The 26,987-nt window shown below is 39.7% G+C and carries 18 protein-coding genes; 11 read left to right on the plus strand and 7 right to left on the minus strand.

The features are described 5' to 3' along the window. Positions 1-102: 102 nt before the first annotated feature. Positions 103-2,127 (minus strand): S9 family peptidase, encoded by a 2,025-nt coding sequence (locus tag Q4591_RS16670; protein ID WP_303462025.1) that lies wholly within the window; start codon positions 2,125-2,127, stop codon positions 103-105. Between the two features lie 313 nt (positions 2,128-2,440). On the opposite strand from Q4591_RS16670, the gene Q4591_RS16675 reads away from it, so the two are divergent. After that, positions 2,441-3,163: a hypothetical protein gene (locus tag Q4591_RS16675; protein WP_303461984.1), complete on the plus strand. Its 723-nt coding sequence runs from the start codon at positions 2,441-2,443 to the stop codon at positions 3,161-3,163. A gap of 4 nt (positions 3,164-3,167) precedes the next feature. Here the strand turns inward: Q4591_RS16675 and rsgA are convergent, their stop codons facing one another. Next, positions 3,168-3,731, minus strand: a complete 564-nt coding sequence (rsgA, locus tag Q4591_RS16680; protein ID WP_368501229.1) for a GTPase RsgA — start codon at positions 3,729-3,731, stop codon at positions 3,168-3,170. Between the two features lie 994 nt (positions 3,732-4,725). On the opposite strand from rsgA, the gene Q4591_RS16685 reads away from it, so the two are divergent. The 10 genes from Q4591_RS16685 to lepB all read left to right on the plus strand — a co-directional run bounded on the left by Q4591_RS16685 (position 4,726) and on the right by lepB (position 19,037). Then, positions 4,726-6,228 (plus strand): family 16 glycosylhydrolase, encoded by a 1,503-nt coding sequence (locus Q4591_RS16685; protein ID WP_198590499.1) that lies wholly within the window; start codon positions 4,726-4,728, stop codon positions 6,226-6,228. A 282-nt stretch (positions 6,229-6,510) separates the two neighbouring features. Further along, positions 6,511-8,052: a sulfatase-like hydrolase/transferase gene (locus Q4591_RS16690; RefSeq protein ID WP_303461985.1), complete on the plus strand. Its 1,542-nt coding sequence runs from the start codon at positions 6,511-6,513 to the stop codon at positions 8,050-8,052. A gap of 324 nt (positions 8,053-8,376) precedes the next feature. Beyond that, on the plus strand, positions 8,377-9,744 hold the full coding sequence (locus tag Q4591_RS16695) for a hypothetical protein (RefSeq protein WP_102476703.1): 1,368 nt from the start codon (positions 8,377-8,379) through the stop codon (positions 9,742-9,744). Positions 9,745-9,870: 126 nt separating this feature from the next. Next, positions 9,871-10,881: a HEAT repeat domain-containing protein gene (locus Q4591_RS16700; protein WP_102476704.1), complete on the plus strand. Its 1,011-nt coding sequence runs from the start codon at positions 9,871-9,873 to the stop codon at positions 10,879-10,881. Between the two features lie 537 nt (positions 10,882-11,418). After that, complete coding sequence (locus tag Q4591_RS16705; protein ID WP_303461988.1) at positions 11,419-12,870, plus strand: sulfatase; 1,452 nt, start codon at positions 11,419-11,421, stop codon at positions 12,868-12,870. A gap of 125 nt (positions 12,871-12,995) precedes the next feature. Further along, positions 12,996-14,912, plus strand: coding sequence for a CRTAC1 family protein (locus Q4591_RS16710; protein ID WP_303461991.1), 1,917 nt, complete (start codon positions 12,996-12,998; stop codon positions 14,910-14,912). Between the two features lie 577 nt (positions 14,913-15,489). Beyond that, on the plus strand, positions 15,490-16,089 hold the full coding sequence (locus Q4591_RS16715) for a trans-aconitate 2-methyltransferase (protein WP_102532083.1): 600 nt from the start codon (positions 15,490-15,492) through the stop codon (positions 16,087-16,089). A 105-nt stretch (positions 16,090-16,194) separates the two neighbouring features. Further along, positions 16,195-16,683, plus strand: a complete 489-nt coding sequence (locus tag Q4591_RS16720; RefSeq protein WP_303461993.1) for a hypothetical protein — start codon at positions 16,195-16,197, stop codon at positions 16,681-16,683. 256 nt (positions 16,684-16,939) lie between these two features. Beyond that, the gene (locus Q4591_RS16725; protein ID WP_303461995.1) at positions 16,940-18,133 is read left to right on the plus strand and encodes a sodium:proton antiporter; all 1,194 of its coding nucleotides are present in this window, start codon (positions 16,940-16,942) and stop codon (positions 18,131-18,133) included. A 232-nt stretch (positions 18,134-18,365) separates the two neighbouring features. Next, positions 18,366-19,037 carry a signal peptidase I gene (gene lepB / locus Q4591_RS16730; RefSeq protein ID WP_102519507.1) on the plus strand — a complete coding sequence of 224 codons (672 nt, stop codon included), beginning with the start codon at positions 18,366-18,368 and terminating at the stop codon, positions 19,035-19,037. Here the strand turns inward: lepB and Q4591_RS16735 are convergent. From Q4591_RS16735 to Q4591_RS16755, 5 genes are all read right to left on the minus strand, one after another. After that, positions 19,023-19,442, minus strand: a complete 420-nt coding sequence (locus Q4591_RS16735) for a DUF3010 family protein (RefSeq protein ID WP_303461997.1) — start codon at positions 19,440-19,442, stop codon at positions 19,023-19,025. The genes lepB and Q4591_RS16735 overlap by 15 nt on opposite strands. A gap of 455 nt (positions 19,443-19,897) precedes the next feature. Further along, positions 19,898-21,256, minus strand: coding sequence for a sodium-dependent transporter (locus tag Q4591_RS16740; RefSeq protein ID WP_102476711.1), 1,359 nt, complete (start codon positions 21,254-21,256; stop codon positions 19,898-19,900). 311 nt (positions 21,257-21,567) lie between these two features. Beyond that, on the minus strand, positions 21,568-22,059 hold the full coding sequence (locus tag Q4591_RS16745; RefSeq protein ID WP_303461999.1) for an Lrp/AsnC family transcriptional regulator: 492 nt from the start codon (positions 22,057-22,059) through the stop codon (positions 21,568-21,570). 206 nt (positions 22,060-22,265) lie between these two features. Then, positions 22,266-23,948 carry a hypothetical protein gene (locus tag Q4591_RS16750; RefSeq protein WP_102532090.1) on the minus strand — a complete coding sequence of 561 codons (1,683 nt, stop codon included), beginning with the start codon at positions 23,946-23,948 and terminating at the stop codon, positions 22,266-22,268. 483 nt (positions 23,949-24,431) lie between these two features. Next, complete coding sequence (locus Q4591_RS16755; RefSeq protein WP_303462002.1) at positions 24,432-26,981, minus strand: TonB-dependent receptor; 2,550 nt, start codon at positions 26,979-26,981, stop codon at positions 24,432-24,434. Between the last annotated feature and the right edge of the window lie 6 nt (positions 26,982-26,987).

Consider the following 26,987-nt stretch of genomic DNA (forward strand, 5'->3'; position numbering starts at 1 on the left):
ACTGTGGTTTGTTTATTGATTTAGTTTTCAGTTTGATACTTTTCAAACCACCACAGTATATGGGCCACTTTCGACATTCTAAACTGTGGTTTGTTTATTGATTTAGTTTTCAGTTTGATACTTTTCAAACCACCACAGTATATGGGCCACTTTCGACATCAAATTACTGGGCCTTTTATAAATTCCATGGGGCGCATCAGGAATTCGCACCATAGCAGTATCAATATTGCGTAATTTAAGCGCTTGATAAAACTGCTCAGTTTCAGCAATAGGTGTACGTTGATCTGCTTCACCGGTTAATAGCATTGTTGGGGTGGTGACATTACCCACATAGCTGATGGGTGATAATTTCATGTAATGGGCGCTGTCTTCCCACGGCATTTTCTCGAACCAGTTTTTAATCACAAAAGAGTAGATATCAGTTGTTAATACAAAGCTATACCAATTGATTACCGGTTTTGCGACCACAGCCGCTTTAAATCTGTCAGTGTGCCCCACAATCCACGCTGTCAGTACGCCGCCACCAGAGCCGCCAGTAACAAATAATGCATCTTCATTAATCGCATCTTGCGCTATAACGCCATCAACCACAGACATTAAGTCATCATAATCTTGGCTTGGGTAGTTATTATGGATTGTTTGAGCAAACTCTTTACCGTAACTGTCACTACCGCGGGGGTTAGCGTATACCACTACGTAACCACTTGCCGCCATCAGTTGTACTTCAGCTGAAAAGTGCGGTCCGTAATTGGTGACGGGGCCACCGTGTATTTCTAAAATTAGCGGGTATGTTTTACCGGCTTTTTTACCTGCTTCATAACCCGGCGGGTAAGCGACCCATGCTTGAATATCGCGCTGATCAAATGAAGATTTAACATTGAGCTCTTTAATGGTGGCCAAGGTTTTGTAATTAAGGGCGCTATCGCTAAGGCTGGTTAACTGCTTAGTTTTGCCTTTTTTAGTAATGGCGACATCAGCAGGGCGTTGTGGATTTGAATAGGTAAAGGCAATGGTGCCATCTGCAGCTACATCAAATTGACTACCTGTATATGGGCGGCCAAATGCTAATCCACCAAGGTTTTGTGCCACTACCTTACGTTTGCCGTTAAGGGGTTGATAGGCAACATAGGTTTCGCCATGGTCATGGTAATTAAAGTAAACTGCTTTACTGTTATCAGCCCATTTTATGCTGTTAATTGAACGGTCTAAATTGGCGGTTAATGAATGTTTACCTGAACCATCAATATTCATGATGTATAGCTCAGTATTTTCGTAATTTTTATGGTTTTGATCTGCACCTAAATAAGCAATATATTTACCATTTGGCGATACCATAGGGCTGATATCTGGGCCGACTCTATCGGTTAACTGAGTGACTTTTTTGGTATTGAGATCTAAGCGGTACAGATTATTATCAGTCCATTCTAAGTCACTTTCTGCGCGCTTATTACTTGAGTAAAATAGTTGCTTACCATCCTGACTCCAACTTAATTGGCCATTATGATCATAATCACCTGAGGTTAATTGACGCGCTGAACCGCCATCTGCTGACATCACAAATATGTGGCTATTTCCGGGTTTACTAAAGCCTGCACCATCAAAGCGGTAATACATATCATCAATATACACCGCTGGTTTGGCCCATTCAGCGCCTTTTGGCTTGCCCGGTAATGACACTACAGATTTTGGTTTGCTAGCAACAAAACGGGTAAAGGCTAGTTGCTTACCATTTGGTGACCAAGACAAATTAGCTGGCGAATGAGCAAAGTGACTCATTTGTGCAGTGTCTCCAGTTTCTAGCCATTTCATATGGATTTGAGGTGCGCCACTGGCAGTAGAAATATAGGCTAACTTGGTATTATCTGGTGACAGTGTTGGCGAGTAATCGACATGCAGTCCATTCGTCACTGGAGTGAGCGTTTTATTTTTATCGACCTTCCAAATATTACCGAGTTTTTTGTCCGTTTGAATGTCCATATAATTACGAACAAAAAAAACCTCATCGCCATCCTTGTTGATGGTAAGGCCTGATGCATATTGCAGATTGAAAACATCTTCTAATTGCAAGGTTGAGTCAGAGTCTTGCGCAAACACCATCATTGACGCAAAAGGGGCAATTAATAACATGCCAATGCTTTTATTGATTATATTCACTAAATTTAGTCCTTTAATAAGCTGTAGAGTCGTATTTATTCGGCCTTTCTTGCTGTTAGTTTTATGGTTTACGCATTCTAAATTAGCAGATGCAGTTCAAATGACAATTTTATATAGAGTTAAGTGTCAACAAAACTGGGGGAAGATCATACCGCTGGATAGTTAAAATTATGGCTAATCTAGCAACTGGTTCTAAACTTGGTAATGAAGTGTAGTAGTAAAACCCTCATCATATTTTTCGCTGTGCACGTTTCTGCACAGTTAGATTAAGCAAAGGCAGGTAATAATGGCAAAAGATAAGCCAAGTTTTATTGAGCTATATGGGCACTTATATAACCCCGCTGATGGCTCAGTTAATCGAGCTGAGGGCTCTAATCATCAGGTTGAAGGCCCTGGTAATCAAGTTAGCGGCGCTGTGAATCACACTGCGGTTAACGATAGTGGTCAATACACTAATCATTCTTTAGGGGTGTCTTTTACAAAACCTGCCGGTTGGCATTTTATGTCGTTAAAGCCGTTTACAGCATCGATAACTTCACAAGAACTTTCACAAAGTCGCTTTACCCAAAATCTTATTAATGGTGAAGATCCGATTGTAGTGATGTCGCAAATCAATGCTCAATATAGCCGCACCATGGGGCCTTCCATCAGTGTTTATGCCGAACCTTTTACTTATCAAAAAGGTGAAAGCTTGCATGGGTTAGTGAAAGGGTTTGAAGCCTTATACAAAAAAGGTTTAAAGCAATACAAGATCCTCAGCATCGCTAAAGAATTCAAAATAAATCAGTGTGACTCAATCGAATATACCTCACAGTTTTTATTTAAAGCGACCTGGGCGGAAAAACTCACTCGGAATCGGTGCCTTATTTCGGTGAATGAACCAATTATATTCACTTTTAATATGATTGATGTACCTAAAGATGAATTAGTAAATCCCGCTAATGATAACCCTTCACATGATGCCCAATATATATTTGATCAATTTAAAGCCAGTATTCGCTACTTTTGATGGTTTAAAAAGCGCCTTTTTTACGATTACGTGATTCAGACTGAACTGAGTTTATCATTTTGCCAAAGGCTTTATCTTTAGCCCTTTTTTCCGCTAAGGTGGCACCATTTAACGCTTGTTCACGCATAAGTTTTTGATAACTAGCATAGCGGCGAGAAGTAATTACCCCTGATTCAATGGCTAAACGAACCGTACAACCAGGTTCCTTGTCATGACTACAATCTGTAAAACGACAAAGCTGGGCTAAATCAGTAATTTCACTGAAGGTTTCATTTACGTCTTGCTCGCAAGTGCCAAGTTGTAGCTCCCTAATACCAGGGGGATCTAAAAACAACCCACCTTGTGGCAATGCCTTTAACGCTCTAGGGTTAGTGGTAAGACGGCCTTTGCTGTCATTATCACGTATATTACTGGTTAATTGTGCTTCAAAGCCCATAAGCCCATTTACTATTGTTGATTTATCTACACTCGACGAACCAAACATGGCAATGGTATTTCCCTGTTTACAACATGTATCTGAAGCCGAGAGTTGTCGTTGGTTTAAAACATTATTGGCATGCACCATCATGAAAGGAGCAAGGCTTTGCACTTGTTCCAATTTTTGTTATAAGTCAACCCAAAGATCTGCTTTAGTTTAAATAATTACCGGCTCAACTTGTGCTCCTTTAGTTAACGATTAATAGCCCTCTATGCAGCTTAGATTAAAATTTTTATTCGAAAAACACACAATTGACACTCACTGAAATCAATTATTATTCAACTTTACTGTCTGGGACTTTACGCTGAAATAACGACTGTCTTTCTAATAGTCTATGAAATTGATTATCACCATTAAATAACACCCAGTCACCGACACATAAACGTTTAGCGTCCTCTGAATAGGATTAATGAGATTGAACTGTCCTAATTCAGACAACACGATGACATCGCTTCGATGTGGCTCAATTACTTGCCCAATCGTAAATTCGGTTAACTAATCTAAAGAGAACTGCTGTTGAAACAAGGGGTACCAACCAAGTTGGACTAATGACAATCGTGAATTCCTTTGAATACCTTTAATGCGTCTAATCATATTTATAGTACAAATGATAACAAGCTAATGCCGTGTTTGAATGAATAAAAGCGACAATATTATCTCGCTACATGTCTCAAAAAATAGCTTTTATGTTAATAAAACGAATGAAGTTCTAACGATATTACTATTTTTATAAGCGTATCTCAGTGATTAATATCGTACCAGCAAAACAAACAGAACAAAGGCACCAAAGATTTGTTCCCCTCCAGTATCGGTTTTTAAGTATCTGTTTTTAGGTGGTATTGTGTTTTGGAATATAAGCTTTTAAGGCTGTTTAATCCATATGGATTGGCTATATGTAAAGTCTTATAAATTGAACTTTAGGTCTTGCATATGTAAACATCATATGTTTACATATGAGTTATATTTAACAAGCTTCACAAAGCTGTAAAGACAGTAACGATTAAGATGTTGTACAGGAAGTGAAGTTCAGAACAACACACTGATCCATAGATAGCTTATCTAAAAGATAAAAGGACCATCTTTAATGAAACCTAACTTTGCCAAAAACGCTTTATTTTTGCTGATAGCCCAAAGTTTAACCGCTTGTCAGAATGATGAGACGGTTAAAGAAGACACCACAGCGACAGTCAACACTGACATGGTCACTGTTGAGCAAGTTATGCCGTACTCAGATCCGAACAATGAAGGTGGCTGGGTATTAAATACTGAAATCAGTGATGAGTTTAACGCAGATGTTATTGATCAAGAAAAATGGTTTGTTCAAGGTGCAAATGATGAATACTACATTTGGAAAGGGCGCGCACCATCGCAGTTTGCGCCTCATAACGTTATTTTAGAAGATGGTTTACTCAAACTTCGCAGTCAGTGGGAACCCGACTTTGATTTTGCTGACGAAGCTTACGCAGATGGAAAAATTAAAGCCAAATATGGCACTGCAGAAAGTGGCGAGTTTATGCCTATTACTACTGCTGCTATTGTGAGTAATAAACGTTTTCTTAACGGTTATATGGAAATACGCTCTAAAGCGGTTAACGCATCCATGACTAGCGCCTTTTGGGCTATTGGTTACCAGTCTGAGCTTGATATTTATGAGCAAATTGGTAATCCAAAAATCATTGGTGATATTAAACCTGATCAATCTAAATCAACCGTTCATGATTGGAGCCCACCAGCAAAACGTCCTACACGTGTTTTTCATCATAAAGAAAACTTGCCATATCGCGTAGCTGATGAATTTCATATTTATGCAGCTGAGTGGGGTGAAGATTACTTAAACCTGTATTTAGACGGCAAATTACTGGAACGTTTTACTCAAAAAGAATTAGGCGATCGTTGGGTATTGAATAATCCACTAGAAATTTGGTTAGATTCAGAAATCTTTGCATGGCTTGGCATGCCAAATAAAGATGAACTACCAGCAGATTTCGAAGTTGACTATATGCGTGTGTGGCAAAAGCCTAACCCGCAGTTATTAGATAGAGCATTCTTTGGTTTTGAAGGGCCTATTTTATTCCAAGAAAATAAGCGTCCACTTAAGTTGGTACCTGAAAACTCAGCAAATAATGATTACCAAAAGTTCTGGGATATCAGTACTGAGTCAGCTAAATATGCCGAGATAACTAAAGAGCAACGCATTACAGGTTTGCGTAGCTTAAAAGTGTCAGCATTGGCTGCAGATGCTACGCAACCAATTATTATCAGCTCTCCTGAAGCTGCAGTTAAATTAGATGCTGGTAAGTATGTTTTTTCTATGCGCCTATGGGTTGATACCAGTAATTCGCTCAAAGAGTTTGATGTCACAGTCACTAACGATGCGAATACTGATGTTGGTTTTAATTTAAAGCCGATTAATTTAAGTCATATTGATCATGCACATAAAGCGCAATGGATAACCGTCAGTCAAGAAATTTACTTAACCCAAGCAGTTCCAGCGGATGCCAAACTGACAATCGCAATTGACCCTTCTCTTATAGCTAAAGAGTCAGCTTTGTTTTATATCGATGATATTTCGGTGGTTAAACAGTAAAGGGTACGACTTAGAGATATCAACATAGCTAAAAGCTAGTAAGACTGTTGTGCGGGCAATTTGGGGAAGAGTGTCAATGATCCATTTACATTCTTAAGAGCTCGCGCAGTCTTTACTCGTAGAACAATTTACTTATAAACACTTACTCATAATCACTTACTGATAAAGAAGAGCACAATCTAGCATCATTGTTCTAAGAGGTTTTGTAAGTGACTCTTGTAAAACATGATTTTAAGTAATTGTTTTAAATGAGTAGAGAAAGACCAAACAAGAGACAAAATAATGATAAACAATAATCTGAAAACATTGCTGACATTAACCTGTGTTGGAATAAGCACATTAGTAAGTCAAGTTGTGCATGCTAATGAAGCAAACGACACCAATTTAAAATCAGCACAACAAGTTCAGCCTAATGTATTGATCTTGATGTTTGATGACATGCGTTTCGATACTTTTTCTTACCGTGATGGCCCAGTTAATACGCCTAACATTGATGCGTTAGCTCATGAAGGTGTTCGATTTGATAATGCAATGACCAGTACCGGTTTATGTTCTCCATCTCGAGCTGCAATGTTTACTGGACGCTGGGGTCATAAAACAGGCTTAGATGACAACGTCGGCTTATATCATTCACGCGTTGATGAATTAAACACAGAAGAAGGAGGCGTTATTCGCCGCGCCGTTGATGTGGGTTACAAGGTTGGCTACGTCGGTAAGTGGCATATTGGCGCTCAAGGTCCAGCATTACGAGGAGCTGAGTTTATATATGGTCACGATAAAGACGTAGAGCGTCATGGCCGTCAATGGACACCTTATGAAACACAGGCCAATATCGAAAAATTTAATCGTGGTGAGCGTGATGTTAATGGTGAAAAGCACGAATATTACCGCACTATGCCAGGCACTTTTGAAGACACTAAAGCGGGTAAAGAGGTTCGTGAAGGTCAGAAAATGTTGCGCGCAGCCGCTAAAAAAGACGAGCCTTTCTTTGGTATCGTAAGTTTTGAGCAACCGCATCCGCCTTATCGCGTTCCTGAGCCATACGCGAGTATGTTTGATCCGAAAACTGTTGAGCTACCTAAGAATCATGGGATTGAACGTATTCATAAGCCGATGGCTCAAGATGATATTTGGTGGCCTTGGCACGATGTAAGCCACATGACAGATGAAGATTGGCGTAAGTCTCGGACCTTCTATTATGGAGCGATCGCAATGATCGATCATGCTGTCGGTGAACTGATTGCAACGGCTAAAGAAGTCGGGATATATGATGATTTACGCATCATTATCATTGGCGATCAGGGCAGTATGCTAGGGGAACATAACCTTTATGATAAAGGGCCATATGCTTACGATGAATTAATGAGAATGCCATTAATTATTCGTGACCCAAGTGTTGAACCGAAGATTATCCAACGTCAAGTTTCTATGTTGGACATTGCTCCCACATTAGCTGATTGGATGACGCTTGCTGACGATGGTGATGTGGATGGCCGTTCATTGGTACCACTGATGGAACAAGGTGATGTGGCTGATAAAGGTAAAGATGATATCGCGCTATATGCCTACGAATGGTACAACGGTGGCTGGTTTGGAATAAGAGCTATCCGTACCCCAGAAATGAAATTTGTATGGAACCCAGGTGATAGTCGTGATGAGTTATATGACTTGAACAATGATCCTTACGAAATGACCAATTCAATCAAAGATCCCAAGTACAAAAAACAACTAAAACAGATGGTTAAATATATGCATGACGAACTGGTGCGCTTAGAAGATCCTTCTATCGTTAAGTTTCGTCAACATATGAAAGACCTTTTGTAGACTTATATTTACCTTGCGAATATTACTCAAGGCGTAATGGTAAAAATAGGTAACAGTAACTTGTCACAACAATCATGAACTAAACAAAAATTGTTGTGATGACATATCGGCGCTGTGATTACAGCATCAGTATTAATGAAAGCTCATGTTAACTAAAGCATATGTTATCTAAAGCTTTTGTTAACAACTGAATGTGTCAATAACACAAGCGCCAACAATCTCTGTTTTAGATTGGAAACCACTTTTGGCTGTATAGCCAAGAGCGGGTTTTTTGCGGCTCCAATGTTGGCAAAGCAGTAAAAATAATGTGAATTAGGAGAAATTATGAACAGCGTTTTTAACACCAGCATCGGGAAAACTGCCCAGACATGCTTACTCGGAAGTATGCTAACGCTTTCAATGGCATCAATGACTTATATCGCGCCAACAGCAGCTGCAAGTATTGGTAATCAAGGCCGTTATTTTACTAACAAAGTGACCGGAGCAACTGAAACCGTCACATTGTCGGGTAGTGCAGCAGTGCAAACGCGAGCACTTCAAGCCGCTATCGATCGCGCTACTAATAAGCCAAATGGCGGCGTGGTAAAAGTGATGGGTAATGATTTGAAATTGGCGCAAGTTGATTTAAAAGCCAATGTTCGATTAGAAATTCAGTCAGGTAAAACCATTAAAATGGCTGATAAAGTTTTATTTAATCTTAACCGTAATGGTCAAGGTCCTCGTGCGCCTTTAATGCAAAATGTGGAGATTACCTCAACCGGTAATGCTCGTTTCAAAATTGACGTCAATAAAAATGCCATTTTCTTAAATGCAATTCCGGTACGTGTGGGTTATGTGAAGAACTTTGCGTTATCAAATTTTGATATCAAGGATAACTATTCTATTTTCCCATCACTATTTATGGTTGCTGATAGTGACGCTAGAACAGTGGCTAACAATGCGACTTATGGTCGGATTCCGCAAAAGGGTGTTGTCGAAAATATCTCTGCTACAAAGGTGGCAGCAGGTTACGCATTGATCCAACTATTCAGCGGTAAGCAGATGCGTCTAAAGAACTTAGATGCTGAAGGGGGTTTAACCATTCGTTTAGAGCCTGGTAGTGGCAGACCATCAGATTACTTAAACCAAGCAGGTCCCCGCGTCGGTAATATTGCAGATATCAAAATGATTGATATTGAAAACACTGAAGGTATGGCTGCTTTGTTTCTAAAACCGCATCAAAAGATTTGTTCTGATATCACCGGCACCAATATCCGTGGTGTAAACAGTGCATTTACCATAATGAGCAACTCAAGTGACTCTAGCACCTTTAGCCGTGGTTATTTTGAGCGCACTAAGTTCACTGGCCGCATATCTCTGACTAAAACTAAAAACACGCCGTTAGCTGATATTGGCGCGTCGTCACAATACTTTGTCGAACCAAGTGAAAGTGCGGGCAGAACTAAGATTGCTGATTTCCCGAACGATCCTTCTGGTCGTCGCTGGCATACCAAGCCAATTGCACCAGTATTGTTGGCTTCTGCGCTTAACAAAAACAATGTTGGCACAGCTGTAAAAGGGCGTTTTGGTATTGATATTTCAAATGCCAATATTACAAAAACGGGCAATTACGAACGTGCAACGAAAGTCTTTTACCGTGAAGATGCCGTCAAACTAAATGACAAAGCCGCGACAGTGTGGATTAACAAATAAGCTTAGATTAAGCCTTAGCTTGGTCATTACGTTGATAAAAGTGTTTGAGCAGTGAGTGATTCGCCGCTCAAACACTATAAACATTAATAGTCATATTGTTGAGTGGGTCATGAAAAGGGGAATGCAGTGTTAAATCATCAGGCAAATTTAGTGTTTAATATTAGAACTAATAAACAAATCGCAGCAGCCTTGTTATTTTCAGTATGCATGATGTTTATTGGTTTTCTGTTTGGGTTCTTCTTTAATGATTTAACTAATAGCGCTTCATCTAGATATGCAAGTGAATATCAAGAACGTGACCAAAACCAAGGCCAATTACAAAACTCAAACCCAAACCCAAACCAAGAGAACCCAGCTCAGTTAACTGATGACTCAAACTTGATTAGGGTAACAAATAACAAACCGCAGCCAATGATTATCGATAATCTAGATGCTGTATCCAGTGAGGCAATGACAGTTGAGCAATGCCAGCTGATTTCATCATTGTATGATCAACAATGGGATTTATCTTCTAATACTGAATTTTATCAGTTGATGAGTGATATTAATTCACTGCAAAATTCAGCGATTAAACAAATGGCGATAACAGCCATATTGTCGATAGCGGCTGTTGAGTCTGAAGGTTTAGAAGAGGGGATATTTGAGTTTTTAATTGAAAATCCAAATGATGTTATTGCGAATCAACTATACCAACAAAATTATTCACATAAGTTATTGCCAGAACAGCGACAACAATTAAGACAGAATTTAGTCAATATAACAGATCCCAATATATTAACTGACAGCATAAAGCTGACTAGCCAAGTCAGTTACATGACTGAAGAGAAAAAGCAGCAATTCAATCAAGCGTATCAGCAATTTTATTATTCTCCTTATGACAATGTTCGTGCTGCAGCCATTGAAGTGATTGGTGTGGTTTCAAGGGACGATGAAGTGATGTTATTAACGGATGCGCTATCAGATCCCTCAGATGCGGTCATTGATATGGCTTTAGATGTCATAGGAAAAAGACAATTAACCGATCCGCAATTACTCAGTGCATTAGAAGAATTGCATTACCAAAGAACCGATCAATTAAATACTGCGCAGCAGCGTGACATGGTAGAGCACATTCTTTTTGAATCAGGGGCTATTTGAATAAAGTGCTATTTGATTCAGGCGCTATTTGACTCAGGTGCTATTCGAATCAGGGGCTATTCGAATCAGGGGTATATGCATAAGGCTAATTCGATACATGTTTAGTCGGCAAGTATAAGGTTGCAGCCGGTATAAAACTTTAAGCATGTGTATGAGTTTTTGCAGGAGTTTTAATGTGAGAGTTTTCACATCTCAGTAGCTAGATTTGCTACATAAAATTGTACAGGCAAACGACATTTATAATGCCGTTTGTATCGCGTTAAGCAAAATAAATGATCATATTTTATTAAATGAATTAAGTAACTTAGTTCTAGTAGTGATAATTTACTTTAGTGACGGTAAAGGCTTCGAGCGTTTAATACGTAATAAGTTAATACAAGCTAAATTAATACTCGCTCAGTTTATAAAGCATGATTAATGATAATTGCAGTAATTAGAGAAATGGATGTTATGAATAGATTACTTACTACAAGTTCAACATTAAGCCCGTATCAGCACTTGAATTTAAAAAGGGAAGCTAAGGTCAAGGTTAATGTTTTGGGCGTTTTATCATCATTAGCCATGCTAGTGTCAACCTCGGTCACTGCTGTACCAGCTATCGCTGCAGAAACTGCGCATACCAGTCAGCAACAGCCGAATATACTGCTTATTTTGACTGACGATCTTGGCTATAACGACGTTGGATTTAATGGCTCGACTGATATTACAACACCAAACTTAGACGAGTTAGCTGCAAATGGGACTTCATTCTCGCAAGCTTATGTGGCGCATCCATTTTGTGGTCCCAGCCGAGCGGCGTTAATGACAGGGCGATACCCACATAAAATTGGTTCTCAGTTTAATTTACCTACCAAAGGTTCATTTGTTGGCGTTCCAACCAATGAACAATTTATCAGTAAGCTACTGCAAAATAACGGCTACAACACTGGAGCAATCGGTAAGTGGCACTTAGGTGAAGCGCCTGAGTTCCATCCCAATGCGCGTGGCTTTGATGATTTTTATGGTTTTACTGGCGGTGGGCATAATTACTTCCCTGAACAGTTTAAAGCGCAATATGCTAACCAAGTAAAACTGGGCAATACCAATATCAATCATTACATTTTGCCTTTGGAACATAATGGTAAAGAAGTTGATGAAAACGAATACATCACTGATGCGCTTTCTCGCGAAGCCAGTCGTTTCGTTGAAGATGCAGCGACCGATGACAAACCATTCTTTTTATATTTAGCCTACAACGCACCTCATGTTCCTTTAGAGGCGAAACAATCTGACATGGATATGTTTCCTAACATTACCGATGAAAAACGTAAAACCTACGCAGGAATGGTCTATGCGGTAGATCGCGGTATTGGGCGCGTTGTTGACTCGTTAGAAAAGACTAATCAATTAGATAACACCTTGATTGTTTTTTTAAGTGATAACGGAGGCAAGCTAAGCAAAGGTGCTAGTAATTACCCGTTAAAGGAAGGCAAAGGAAGCGTGTATGAAGGCGGATTTAGATCGCCAATGTTGTTTCACTGGCCTAAACAAGTTGCTGCTGGTCAGCGCTTCGAACACCCCGTGTTAGCGTTAGATTTATATCCGACATTTGCAGCGTTAGCTGGCATAACAATTCCGAGTCAAAAAAGGTTAGACGGTAAAGATATTTGGTCTGCATTTAGTGCCGGAGAAGATCCGCATAAAGATGAGCTCTTTTATGTTTTACGTCACCGTAAAGGCTATAGCGATGCATCTGTTCGCCGCAATCAATGGAAAGCGGTAAAGCAGGGTGACAAGCCTTGGCAATTGTTTAATGTTGAAGTGGACTTAAATGAAACCAATGATTTAAGTAAAAAGCATAAAACAATGTTGATTGACATGGTACGAGAGATGGAAAAGTGGAGTTGGGATAATAAACAACCGCTTTGGTTCCATGAAGCCTATGAAGGCGCAGATTGGCGTTTAAAAGGCATGCCGCGTTTCGATCAAACCTTTTCTACCAGCAAGTAGATTTGACTCTCACTCATCTTAATTGATTGTGTTTATATCATTAGTTATGCACTTTTAAAGCTCATCGGTATTAACTCATCAATCTAATTGAGTTAATACCATGGCCCTTCATGCAGGAAGCACTCATGTTACAGTTTAAAAAATTATCGACGGCGCTCGCTGTCAGTTTAGCTATTGCCAGTTTGTTAGGTTGTGAAACTACAACTGAAGACTCTGGTTCAGCAGACACAGTGACCAATCAACGCATATTATTCTCAGACCAGCACCAAGATATCAAACTGGAAAGTGTTAATCGCCGTAAATGGGATAATCCGGTGATAGCCGATTTTGACCAGGATGGTTATCCAGACCTTTTGCTGACCGATCATGGATATTCAGTAAAGCTTTATTGGAACAATGAAGGCACATATTCGAAAGGTCATGATTTGATTGTGGGTGACATGCATGGCATTGGTGTTGCAGATTTTAATCAAGACGGAAAAGTTGATATTTTAATTTCTCGTGGAGGCGGTTCAGGCTCCAATGCACGTAATGCCAAGCTATATCATTTTGATGGCCGAACGATCATTGAAGGTAATGAATTTAACCCGCCATTACAAAACTTACGTGGCAGAACCAGTAAGTTTTTTGATGCAAATAACAATGGTGAATTAGATTTAATATTAATGGGTTTTCCCTCGCGGGCTAAGGGGCCAAAGCCCAAAAGTACGACTGAAAACTTTATTTATCAAAATGACGGTAAAGGCAATCTCAGTTATGCGACAGATTTACCGCAAACCTATCAGGATGGGCAAAAAGTACTAGTTACTGACTTTAACAATGACAAAATTGATGACTTATTTATATACGGTCATGGCCGGCTAATCGCTTTAAAGGGAAATGGTGATTTAACTTACACAGAAGTGACTAATGGTGTGTTTGCTCAAGATATAAAACATGTCACTGGTATAGCTGAAATTGATTATGATAATGATGGTGACTTTGACCTCTATCTTACCAGAGCAAGACCATTTGAAGCGGATGACACCTTCTTTGATAAAACCAGTAATACTTTTGCCTTTTATACTAAACGTGGCAAGTTCCGCTTTGAGGACTTAATCATTGGTGACACTTTTGAATTAGAAAATTACCAGTCACCTTATCCAAATCAAGATGTGTTTATAGGAGAGGGAGCATATAAGTACCAATTTGAAGGTGAGCGTCATAGTGGACAAAACATCAAGTTGGTTAGCAGTAATGCATTAGGCTGGCCTGACAAACTACCTAATAAAGGGCTATATGTTGGTTACGTAGGTAATGATACCTGGCGGATCGCAGGAAATACCTTCTCGCCAACGACTGGGGTAGTTAAAGGTGTTGAGCAATATGACGCGACAGAGCAACTGCCTGCGCCTAAAGACATGTTACTTGAGAATCGACATGGAAAATTTGTCAATGTCATGGCTAAGGCTAATCTAGTGATGAATGAGCATACTTCAAGTGTCGCGGTGGCAGACTTTAACAATTCTGGGTATCAAGATTTGTTTGTGGTTAAGCAAGGAGATTTGTCTCAGGCAACAGAACAGCTACTTTGGCTTAATAATGGTGATGGTACATTTACAGTTCAAGCGCACCATGGCATTAAATCACTTGAGCTCGGCGCAGCAGGCTCTGGCAGTGATGTGGTGGATTACAACAGAGATGGTTTTAATGATCTTGTTTACGCAAATGAGCGTGGTCAATGGCATGTTTACAAAAACCAAGCGGTCAATCGCGATACGGGGAATGCGAACTTCACTGTAGTAACAGTTAATAACTCACCAAAGGATAAAGCAACTGCACAAGGGGCTTTGGTAAAACTTAGTGCTTGTGGCAGTAGTCAAATTAGGCGAGTCGGCGCATCTGGTGCGCCTTACACGCAATCTTATAATCAACAAATCCATTTTGGGTTGGGCGAATGTCAGCAAGTTGATTCTGTTGAGGTCAGTTGGACTAATGGCGAAACGTCGACATTTAAAGACATTAACCCTAATACCATCAATCAAATGGTTTACGACAAGTAATAAATAACGATTGATAAGTATTCAGTAATGAGTGGCGAGTATTAATTAAGCAATATAAGTGACAGTGAAAGGTTTCCCAACTTAACCAAATTGATTAACAGTTTTAATCGCGCCGTAATTCGACTTTATTTGGATTACGGCTTTTTTATAATGGTATCAATTTATTTTGCACTAGGTGTTACATACTGAAACCTCATATGTTTATATGTGAGTAGGACTTAGCCAGCCTCATAAATCAATGCATATAAAAATGATTAACATGTGATCCAGGCTGTGAAACTGAAAGCGATAACGATTTTAGTGTGACCAAAAGCCGCATAAACGCAGCGTAATGTTTCTGGAACTTGCTGGCGTATCAGTGATGCTAGGTACTTTTACATCTCGCCTCATCATGTTGACGCCAAAGAGACTGTGTATTACGCGTACACTAGTGCAAGCGCGAATGTTTGCGGGTCATGATTCTTAATGATGCATATTTGAACCAGTTTTATCATAATCTCAGCAGCGATATGGCTACCCACTTCCATTAAAGGTAGATATATTACCTCGCTAGGTTGCGAAAGAAGGGAGATTTTGTTTGAAACCGATAGATATTGGCAAAGCTTATAATCAAATTACGCATATTTGGGATAGTCAAAAATTCGATATGAGTAATGGCATTGTGCAACACAAGAAAGCAATAAGCTTTGTTAAGAATCGCGGAAAAGCGTTGGATATTGGCTGTGGCTGCACAGGGCGATTTATAGCGTTACTTACGGCTGAAGGTTTCGTTCCTACAGGGCTGGACGTTTCATCTGAAATGCTCTATCTTGCGCGCAAACGGCAACCTGAGATTCACTTTATACAAGCTAATATCTGTGAATACGACTTGCCAGAAAAATACGATTTTATCACCGCATGGGACAGTATTTGGCACGTTCCTTTGACAGAGCAACGAAACGTTCTTACCAAAATAGTCGCAAGCTTAAATGTTGGTGGGGTGTTTATATTTTCATTTGGTGGAACAGACAAAGAAGGCTTTCATACGGATAATTTTATGGGGCTAGAAGTTTACTATTCATCACTTGGTACCAATGGTTTCGTCAGATTATTTATTGAGCTTGGTTGTATTATCAGGCATTTAGAATTTGACCAATACCCAGAGATTCACACATATCTTGTGGTAGAAAAAACCTAAAAATACCCTTATGTGGAGCAGCGACCTTATGCAAAGCGTTAAACAATCCCTAATAGCTGCATTGGGTTAACTTGTTTAAGGGATAAATTACGGATAGCGCTTACTATGCCGACAAATTTCATCGATGATTCTTTTGTGGTACCCAAAATATGGGTCACTGAACACTTTCACTTAACCATGCTCGAAGATGCACTTGCTAGAATAGATTATGAGGCGGTGATGTCGAGCCAAAAAAGGCTGCAAGGCACGTTTGGCTTAGATTCTGGTTGGCCAAAAGCGACGATGACGTTACAACAAAATACTGAAGATCTTAAAAATCACAAACTAGAATTTGAAGCAAGAGAGGCATTTGCTTACTCCGTTTTAAATCCTAGTAAAAGCAAATGTCTTGGTTGTGTTTATATCGATCCGAGTCAATCAGCAGAATATGATTGTGAAGTCTATTTATGGGTTCGCGATGATAGTTTGGCGTTAGAGCAAGCACTTTATGAATCAATTTTACTATGGCTTAATAATGATTGGCCTTTTGCTCGCATTGCCTTTCCTGGGCGATGTATTTCATGGCTAGCTTGGACTAAGGCAATCATGTCATAAAGACGCCTAGTCTGCCTTTCGTCTCAATAAAAGGGTACTGACCTCATTTCCAACAATGGTTTAGTCGCCAAGCAGCTTAACAGGCTTTGGGCTACTATTTACTTTCTCTGGACACCAGTATTCTAGACATAAAGCTGATTTGTAAAAAATAGCTAAATAGAGTTTGCCTAAGGAAGACTCCGTCATGTAAATCCATTAACATACTTAATTATTATCGTATATTCACTGTACTCATGCTCATTTCGGAGGTTGTTAAATGTATATAGAGTTGGCGATTTTGGCCGTTTTTACTTTATGTTACAGCTTGGTCGCAGGGCGATTTGAACGCTCGATGATTTCTGGCCCTATGGTGTTTGTACTGGTGGGTTTTGTGCTGGGTCCTTTGGTGCTTAATTGGCTAGGTACTGATCTTGACGGTATCGGTTTACGTGTTTTTGCTGACATAACCTTAGCGATAGTCTTGTTTTGCGATGCATCAAACTCGAATTTATCTGTGCTTAGAAAGCACATTAGTATACCCACTCGAATGCTAATGTACGGCTTACCTGGTGCGATTTTTCTTGGGGTTGTTGTTGGTTTTGTGCTGTTTCCTAATCTTGGTATCTTTGAGATTGCTGCGTTAGCCACCATGCTCGCCGCCACGGACGCAGCTTTAGGTAAAGCAGTGGTTTCAAGCCCCATTGTACCTGCAAGGTTACGTGAAGGTTTGAACATAGAAAGTGGCTTAAATGATGGTATATGCGTGCCTATTTTGTTCGTGTTTTTAGCGTTAGCGGCTGGCACAGTGGCAGAAGGTGATGTGTCAGAATTGGCAATTCATTTCTTAGTCGAAGAATTAGGCATCGGGCTTGTGGTGGGCTTAACCACCTCTTTTATGGGTGCTAGCTTAATAAAATTGTGCCACAAAAAAGGCTGGATAACCGATGTTTGGAGCCAGAATATTGTACTCAGTTTAGCGCTTTCTTGTTTTGCTATTTCACAAGAGTTAGGCGGTAGTGGTTATATTGCGGCATTTACTGGTGGGCTGTTGTTTGGCCATTTATGTAAAGAGACTAAGCATAAATTATTGCTTCCGACCGAAGGTATGGGTGAAATTATGGCGCTTCTGACATGGTTATTATTTGGTGCATTTGTCATTGGAAATGCCTTTCACGAGTTTACTTGGACTATGCTGATTTATGCCTTACTCAGCTTGACCATTGTTCGTATGTTACCGATATTTTTGTCATTGGGCCGTGCTGGTGGCAATATCCCTTCGAAAATTTTTCTAGGCTGGTTTGGACCTCGGGGCCTTGCATCGATAGTGTTTGTTATTATCATGCTGGACAAGGATTTACCCGGCGGTAATTTTATGGCCATGACGGTGATTTGCACTGTGTTTATTAGTCTTATTTTACACGGGATGACTGCTCAACCTTTCGCTAAATGGATCAGTAAAAGGGCAGATTAAGTCCTGATTTAATAGGGAAGTGAGAGATTAGCTATCTCTCCCTTAATTTTTTGTCAGCAGCAAACAAAGCTAATCCCCATTCATGTTACGCCTTTCACTTTTCACTATTTAAGATTTTATTCTTTGGTTTCACAGCACATATTAGATTAAAAATCGTTAAGCTTGATGTTGTTATTGATTGGTATTTGCTAATCTAAGTTAATGATTTGTTATTACATAAAAAGGAATTTATATGAACAATGCTGTAGTGAAAGCGATTAAAGCCAATAAGTCGTTATTGTTATTTATCATGTTAATGTGTGTTTTTCGAAGCGCTGTTGCAGACTGGTATACCGTGCCGTCGGGCTCAATGAAACCGACTATCATTGAAGGTGATAGATTGTATGCCGATAAAATGGCTTATGATTTACGAGTACCTTTTACGCACATTTCGCTTTATAAGATTGCAGATCCTCAGCGCGGCGATATTATTATTTTCGAATCTACTGCTGCTGATAATAGACTGGTTAAACGTGTCATTGGCATACCAGGGGATGTCATTGCATTGACGGATAATGTGCTCAGCATTAATGGAAAGACATTAGCCTATCAACCAATAAGTGCAACTGATTCATCCGAGGACAAAATTGAGCAGTTATTCTCTGAAACTAGCACGGTTAACCATTTCGTTCGTACCAGTAATAGTGGCTCTAGGCTTTCAAATTTTTCTGAGGTTACCGTACCAGAAGGTCATTACCTAGCACTAGGCGATAACCGTGATCATAGTTCTGATTCTCGAGTGATTGGTTTTGTACCTAGAGATGAAATCATAGCCAAAACATCCAGTGTAGTAATGTCATTTGACTATGATAATTACTACATTCCACGTTCAGAGCGCTTTTTACATAGCTTAATTAAGGGCTAAACTTTCATAAGCAAGATCATAAGCTTTGCCTAAATCTACGGTTTTAGGTTTAGCTGACTTGTGGTCTACTTCTCGTTTATCGGTTGCTCTTATTGTGGCTGGATGAATAAAAACGATAGCTGGCTTCAATGTCGCCAATAAAGCACCTTCCAATAAAAAAGTACCCGCGCCGCCAGCACCTTGTCCTGTTGTAGAGCGTCTATTAATAACTACTTTTTCAATATTATTGGCATCACAATATTGTGAAATTTGCTCTATCAGAATTTTCACTTCCGCTTGCTGAGGGTGCTTGTCTACAGCCAGTTTATTGAACTTTGGATTAATGAGTTCGTGTGCTGTTCTTGTGCCCGTTAACGTCACTATCCGCATTTCATTTGCTTTAAGCATGATTCCCATCACAGTCATGATATGTTCTCTTTTGTCATTTTTATTTGGTCAAATCAGCCTTTTGAAGGCGCTGACAGATAAACTTAATCGGCTATCACTTAATCGGCTATCACTTAATTTACTATCACTTAATTTACTATCACTTAATTTACTATCACTTAATTGATTAGGGTGAAAATCATTATGATAATTATAGTGATAATAGCGCACTAACTTAACATGATACTGTTTATTTATACAGCATTTGTGATTGGCGTTATTGAAGGCTGATATAGAGGTATATCTTGTCTTTGTAGTGGTTTTTTTGCTGTGTTAGTGGATATTTTAACCATTGGCGCTTTTTTCATTAACTGAGTTCAGCAAGGGAAATTTGGGATGTACGACAAATTCATTTGTATAAAATAAGAAGGCTATAAAAATTATAATCTTATAGCCTTTTGTATATCTTAGTTAGCAGCTTGTTTAGAAAGTTATTAGCCTAAGAATAACTGCATGATTATCAAGCAGATTAATACTGGGCAAACAAACTTCACATAAACAGGCCACATACGCCAAAAGTAGCTATCTTTATCAACGCCTTGTTGCTGTGAAATTGCTGCAAGTAATGAATTCCTATGCCAAACCCAGCCTAAATATATCGCAATACCCAAGGCAATTAATGGCTGTGCTCGTTCAGTCGTTATGGTGATGATCAAACCAAATAACTCATTAAAGTTAAACACAATCACGCAAGCAACAGTGGCGATAAACGCGCCGACGACTAAACTGGCACTGTTACGTGTTAAGGACGTTTTTTCAACTAAATAGCTGGTGGGTACTTCTACAATTGACATTGCCGAGGTCAAACCGGCAATGGTCATTAATGAAAAAAACACGATTGCTAATAGATATTGGCTGATCCCACCTAAAGAATCAAAAAGCGCTGGTAATACACTAAACACTAAGGTGTCAGAATTTAGTAAACTGCCATCGTCAGCGAAAATTTGTACGCCATTGTGCTGGGCCACATACATGGCTGGAATAATCATTAACGCGGCTAGCAATGCGACGCTGGTGTCCATTAAGGTAACGTATGCGGTTAGTTTAGCTATGTTTTCTCGTTTATTAAGGTATGCACCGTATACCATCATGGCGCCAGTACCCACAGACAGTGAGAAAAAGGTTTGCCCTAATGCGCCCATTAACACCTCTGTATCTAATACCCTCGAAAAATCAGGCACAAATAATACTGACAAACCTTGCATTGCCCCTGGCTGGGTTAAAATATAGATAGCGCCAGCGACTAACATGACTAGTAACAGTGGCATCAATCGTTTTGACCAACGCTCAATTCCTTGCTGTACTCCTTGGCGGATCACCCATATCACCAGTGTGATAAACAATAGGGTAAAGACTAAATTTCTACTGATAGAAAAGTCCATTAACCAAGCAGCCACCTCAGCTTGGTTCGCCATCTGTGCCACTGGCGCTAGGGCAAAACTGACAAACCAGCCTGATAGAATGCTGTAGAAAGTACAAATAAGCGTGGCAGTGATAATTGAAACAAGTCCGATACTTTTAGCTATCTTTTTGGCTAAGGGCTTATTAGCAAGTTTAGCCATTGCATCAGCTGGATTAGTCTGTCCGTGACGACCAACCATTAATTCAGCCATTAACATAGGAAAGCCCAGCAGTAAAATTAACACGGCATAGACAAGTAAAAATGCACCGCCGCCATGGGTTGCAGCTTGTGTAGGGAATCCCCAGATGTTACCAACACCAACAGCAGAACCCGCTGCAGCCATAATAAAACCAATACGTGAACTGAATTGGCCTGATGATTTTACGCTCATGATATAACTCTATAGACATTATTGAAGAGCGCGCATACTAGTACTTTATAAATTAATGGCAACGAATACTTTTTGCTTTAAATTAATCATAAAAGCGATTTTATTGCTATGTATTCATCAGAAGAGATGATTTATCTTCTCATGCTGTGTTTTGTGTGACTTTTGTGTTTTAGCGTAGTGGTAAGGAGGTGAGTACGCAATTTAATTTTTTACAGCTTCAGTTAACGAAAAGTGATTTAGCACCTAAGACGTTGCTAAAATTACCCTTTTAATGTTTTATTTGTGTCGTTTTTGTTATTAATTTAGGTCGGTTAATTATCATTATTTGGAAGTGGAAGTGGAATTGCAGTGCTGCTTTTGACATTTTTGAGGACAAAACTGGAGTGAACACCGGCGATATGTGTGTTGGTAGTTAATTTTTCTAATAGAAATACTTTATATTGTTGCATATCCTCAACGATGACTTTTAAATGATAATCGGCTTCACTGCCAGTGATAAGACTACATTCTTGTACTTCATCATATAAGGCGATTTCAGCTTCAAAAGCATCCAATATATCTGAACTGTGTTTTTCTAGGCGCACTTGAATGTAAACCGTTAAGTTTAAGTTGAATTTTTCTGCATTAAGTACTGTAGCGTAACCATTAATAAAGCCTGCATCTTCTAACGCTTTTACACGTCTTGAACAAGGTGATGGAGATAAACCGACTTGTGCGGCTAAATCTTGATTTGATAATTTCCCTGTTGATTGCAGTCGTTGCAATATTTGCATATCCGTTTTATCAAGGGTTAGTTCAGCCATGTTTGTGCCTTTAGGGAATTCAATAGGAAAGCGACATTTTCTTTGATTATAAATACCTGAGTCGATAATACAAAGCGACATAAAAAATAGCGTATAAAATAATGATCATGTTCATCTATAAGTTAGTATTATCTCATAAAAATGCCGTTCAGCGTGGCTGAACGGCATTGATATTAAGGCTAATGCCGCATAAAGCTAATCATGGTTTATTCGTTAATCCATTTATGCGCTGATCGGCCGTTAACGAGTACCGCATCTTCACGGTAAAGTACTAGCTCTGGACGTTCTAACGGTAACTCAGCAGAAGGCTGAATATCAGCTGCTGAAACATCATAGCTGTAGCGACCTTTTTCAAAAGGACCCACTTCTTCGCTGTTCATTGCTGAAGCGATTAATACTGGTACCATAGGTTTAGTATGCTTGCGACGCCCTGAAGGATCATCTGGAAAACTGCCGTAATTTCTTTTACCGACGCGTTCAGAATCAGTGACAAAGTACATTGATGACGGGCCAATATCAGCCATTGCTTCATCGTTTGTTCTATCTAAACGGATGACACCATCAAAGCGAGTGTTACTAAAGTGGCCACGAGTAAAAGTGTCTGAATCACTGGCATTGGCCATTACTGCGAAGGCGCTATCTGTTGCTGTGATATTAGTGCCCCAGATATTGTCGATGATTTTTTCATGTGGCTTTAAGAAAACAGCCGCCATGCCTTCATAGTTATGAATGTTGATCATACGAATATCGGTAATTGAACCGACATTTTGACCCGCACGGTTTAAGTAATCATTTGGCTTGCCACTACCTGGCTCTAAACGAATAGTCAGTCCGCCTTGTGCGGTTAAATCTCGTAGTAATACTTGGCGGCCACTAAACAGTTGCACCAGCGCATAACCCGTAGCGACCTTGGTATTAGTGGCATTTTGAACCACGCCTTTAACCGCAATACGATTATAAGTTTCATTATTCTCAACTTTACGCGTGTCGCTGTCTGCAACGATAAACACCGATGGGAATATTGAATAGTAGTCTTCAACATGGAAGTTAGAAATAGCAAAGTTTTCGACAAATCCTACGCGAAAAGGAATCGAGTTTCTGAAAATAACTGGGTTATTAACATCGATGGTAAATTTCTTAGTCGGGTGAGTAGAAGTAATTTCAATATTATATAACTTCGGCGGCAGGTTATTGGCATCACGTCCAGCAGAAAACAAGGCTCTATCAACCATTTTAATGGTGACCTCAGGGTCAATCTCAAGGCGTACATTTGATTTAAGATTGATTTGAGTTAACACATATTCACCTGGCGCCATACGCACAACCCCCCCCATTTCTTCTTCAGTTGCGCGATTAATCGCTTGTTGAAGACGAGCAACCATTTCAGCCGTGGTACCACCTGGGTATACCATTTCAGGTTCATCGTCGATGACTTCGTTAGTGAAGTAATTAACCTCATCAACGATAACACTTTCACCTAAGCCTCCAGCAATCGAGCCCATTGGTGCATACTCAAGTGTAGGCGTGTAACGTGGAAAACCGCGCTGAAATGGAAAGCTAATACGTAGCTTAACTTTTGACTTTGGGGCTAACGTTTGTTCAGTCACTTCGTAGTAAGGGACGTTATTATCAGTTTCGCCATCAAAATTAATCACTGGCACAGTGGCGTTATCAATCAATAGGCGGAAATTGCCATTAATGGCATCACGGGTACGGTTTCTAATCGTTACGTCAAAAGAATAGGTTTGGTTTTCTTGGTTGATAATAGGGCGTGAGTATTTTTGGATAAAAACATCGCTGTTGATATTGTGCCACTGTGCTGAAGCGATATTGGAGTAAGCCAACATCGCTAGAGACACAAGTATCGTGAATATACTGGTAGCTTTCATAGGTTTTCCTTGTGTAATTAATGATAATTTATAGATGGTTTACCGTGATCTAATCCATTAGATAGGCTTAGCCATGTTCAAAATGGGCATTGATTAAAATTGAACGTTTTCTTCATTATGTTATAAAAAATTCAAGGAACCGCAGACGTTACAAAGGTGAAGATTACTCTGAAACGACATGGCTTAAATTCAGTAGTTAAATCTGTCGCTAAACTCAGTAGCTAAAAGCAAAAAAAATGCCAGAGACTCATTCATAGAAACTTATTCAAAGGGGAGTCTCATAGAAACTTACTCATTACACATAAAGGGGAGATGTAATGAGCAAGTCGTCTCTGACGCTAAAGTGAATTGACAAGTTGTAGATTTCGTCAATGAAATGGAGTTTTTTAATTAGTGAAACCGAGTTTAATGCTGTTGGGGCAGAATAAACCCAGTATTCAATGTTAATCGGCTACAACAGCTGACGATTAACATTGTCATAAATTAAAATGAGTATTGAACACTGCCGCCGTAGAAACGGTTCCAATCACGAGGGTAGAACGCTTGTCCATAACCTTCTTGGTTGGTGTTTTGACGTGTGGTATATGGCTTGTCAAATAAGTTCTTCACATATAGGCTGAAACGTAAATTGTCTTGGCCAAAGTTAAAGTATAAATCCCAAATACTTGAAGAAGGATTAGCATTTTGATCAAGTGCTAGCTCATTAATGGTTTGTGTATGCGCACCGTTATAACGCCAAGCTGCTTGTACGTTACCATTCCAGCCCGTGTTACCGAATTCAGTTGAGTATTTCAATGTACTAAATACTTGCTGCTCAGCATTATTCGGGAAAGAAAGACCTGTTTGATCAAATGTTTGACGACCTGTTACAGGATCAGTGTTACAACGATCTGCTAATTCGCCACCGTCACCTGCAGGGCAGTTAATCGGTGTATCTGAGAAATCTTCGTAACGCGCATCAAAAATGGCGTAACTCGCGGTCCAACGTAAATCTTCTGTGATATCAACTATCGCATCAGCTTCGAAACCCGTTGAGCGTGCTTCTTTTGCATTCACGTAACCTGCGAAAACGATATTCTCTTCTTCATCAATCACGCGTGTTGCGCGTACTTGATAATCTTCAACTGTCATATCAAAGTAGGTGATGTTGAATAGTACGTCATTATCAAAAAAGCCAGTACGTAAACCAATTTCAAAGTTACTTGATTGCTCAGGTTTTGTTGGGAATTGATCAGCATCTAATGGGTTAGTATTTGTTGTAACAAAATACGAAGAACCTTTATAACCCGTTGAGTAATTGACATAAGCACGAATTGAATTGGTAAAGTCGTAACCCACAACAGCCTTGTAAATAAATGCATCATCAGAATCTGAGAACTTGGTTTTTTCAGTTTGACGTTTAATCAATGAAGGATCTGTCTGAGACATTGCTAACACATCATCGTATGTATCCATACCGATCCCATCTGATGGTGCAAACAAATCAGTACGCTCGAACGTTGCTTCACCTTCTTCATGCAGAGCACGGAATCCGAAAGTGGCATCTAGTTGATCTGTTATTTGGTATTCAAATTGACCGAAGATGGCAAAGTTTTCGAAGTTAGTGGTGAAGTTACCACCAGAGAGCAAACGGCCTGGATTTAGGTCGGCCATCATGCTTTCGTCAAACTGTTGCCCTTCGTACATGCTTAAGAAATTTCTTGTAGACTGGCGATCGTAACAACCAGATAACTCGCCGCCATTGATAAAGCCGAAGTTACCGGCGATACAACCATCTCGGTTTTCTGAACGTTGACCTTCAGTGTTGTGATAAAACAAACCTACAATCCAATCAAACTTTTCATTATCGAACGAGCTTAAACGAATTTCTTGTTGGTTCACGATAACAGATTCATTACCGCCAAATGCTGAGCGCTCTAGTGGGAAGTTTAAAGTGAAAAAACCTGAACTGTTATATAAGTCGAAGTCTCGGTAGCTACCATTATATGAAAGGGTTAAGTCATCATTAAGGTAATAATCAGCAGCAATAGAAAAGCCGAGGTTTTCAGTTGAACCATAGTTTGCTTCGGGGTTACGAGCAGTAACAGGTTTACCTGTATCATCAAATGATTTTGAAGAATTGATACGGTTATAAGTTGTGCCTTCAATGATGCCATCATCTTTAATGTTGATGATAGGTTTAGGGCCGTAATCTGGATTAACTGGACCAATCTGTGTCATTGAACAACAGTTACTGTCTGTTTCAGCATATTCAGCACGGAACAAGATATTAAATTGCTCGCCATCATCATAGAGAAGTTGACCACGTAAACCTGATTGATCTTTTTCACCAATTTTATAATCTTCATGACCTGGCATAGTATTGTCAATCCAACCGTCAACTTCGCTCCACTGTGCGTTCATTCGAAACGCCCAATTGTCAGAGAAGGGCACATTCACTACGCCACTAACATTTATACCATTATCTTGGGTGAGTTCGGTTCTAACTTTACCGCTAACACCATTTAAATTAGGCTTTTTGGTCACATAATGCAGCATGCCGGTTGAGGTGTTTTGACCAAATAAGGTGCCTTGAGGACCACGTAACGCTTCAACACGTTCAACATCGGCAACCGCAAGGTTTAGCATAGATTGACGGGGTAATACTTCACCATCAATAACCACAAGGTTTGAAGATTGCAAACCGATAGAGTTAGTAAAAGTACCAATACCACGGGTTTTTAATGTTGTTGTTCTAATTTCAGTACTGTCATCGATACCAAAGCCCGGTAGGTATTTAACGAGGTCGAAACCGTCTTGGACACCCATTTTTTCGACTAAATCACCATCCAAAACTTCAATAGAGACGGGAACATCTTTTAGTGCCTGCTCACGTTTTTGCGCGCTTACCATGATGACTTCAATGTCTTTAGTTGAAACCGCTTCTTCATTAGGCGCATCTACAACTTCCGCAGCATATAGGTTGCTTGAGAAGGCTGCAAAAGAACAACCAGCCAGCAATATTGCTTTGTGCAATTTACTATATTTAGGCATTTTATT

The organism is Shewanella sp. 3_MG-2023, from assembly GCF_030548765.1.
GTDB lineage: Bacteria > Pseudomonadota > Gammaproteobacteria > Enterobacterales > Shewanellaceae > Shewanella.

Coding starts and splice junctions, on each gene's coding strand:
- Q4591_RS16725 (WP_303461995.1), top strand. CDS start 16,940: ATGTATATAGAGTTGGCGATTTTGGCCGTTTTTACTTTATGTTACAGC.
- Q4591_RS16675 (WP_303461984.1), top strand. CDS start 2,441: ATGGCAAAAGATAAGCCAAGTTTTATTGAGCTATATGGGCACTTATAT.
- Q4591_RS16695 (WP_102476703.1), top strand. CDS start 8,377: ATGAACAGCGTTTTTAACACCAGCATCGGGAAAACTGCCCAGACATGC.
- rsgA (WP_368501229.1), bottom strand. CDS start 3,731: ATGATGGTGCATGCCAATAATGTTTTAAACCAACGACAACTCTCGGCT.
- Q4591_RS16670 (WP_303462025.1), bottom strand. CDS start 2,127: ATGTTATTAATTGCCCCTTTTGCGTCAATGATGGTGTTTGCGCAAGAC.
- Q4591_RS16685 (WP_198590499.1), top strand. CDS start 4,726: ATGAAACCTAACTTTGCCAAAAACGCTTTATTTTTGCTGATAGCCCAA.
- Q4591_RS16750 (WP_102532090.1), bottom strand. CDS start 23,948: ATGAAAGCTACCAGTATATTCACGATACTTGTGTCTCTAGCGATGTTG.
- Q4591_RS16745 (WP_303461999.1), bottom strand. CDS start 22,059: ATGGCTGAACTAACCCTTGATAAAACGGATATGCAAATATTGCAACGA.
- Q4591_RS16740 (WP_102476711.1), bottom strand. CDS start 21,256: ATGAGCGTAAAATCATCAGGCCAATTCAGTTCACGTATTGGTTTTATT.
- Q4591_RS16690 (WP_303461985.1), top strand. CDS start 6,511: ATGATAAACAATAATCTGAAAACATTGCTGACATTAACCTGTGTTGGA.
- Q4591_RS16755 (WP_303462002.1), bottom strand. CDS start 26,981: ATGCCTAAATATAGTAAATTGCACAAAGCAATATTGCTGGCTGGTTGT.
- Q4591_RS16720 (WP_303461993.1), top strand. CDS start 16,195: ATGCCGACAAATTTCATCGATGATTCTTTTGTGGTACCCAAAATATGG.
- Q4591_RS16735 (WP_303461997.1), bottom strand. CDS start 19,442: ATGACTGTGATGGGAATCATGCTTAAAGCAAATGAAATGCGGATAGTG.
- lepB (WP_102519507.1), top strand. CDS start 18,366: ATGAACAATGCTGTAGTGAAAGCGATTAAAGCCAATAAGTCGTTATTG.
- Q4591_RS16710 (WP_303461991.1), top strand. CDS start 12,996: ATGTTACAGTTTAAAAAATTATCGACGGCGCTCGCTGTCAGTTTAGCT.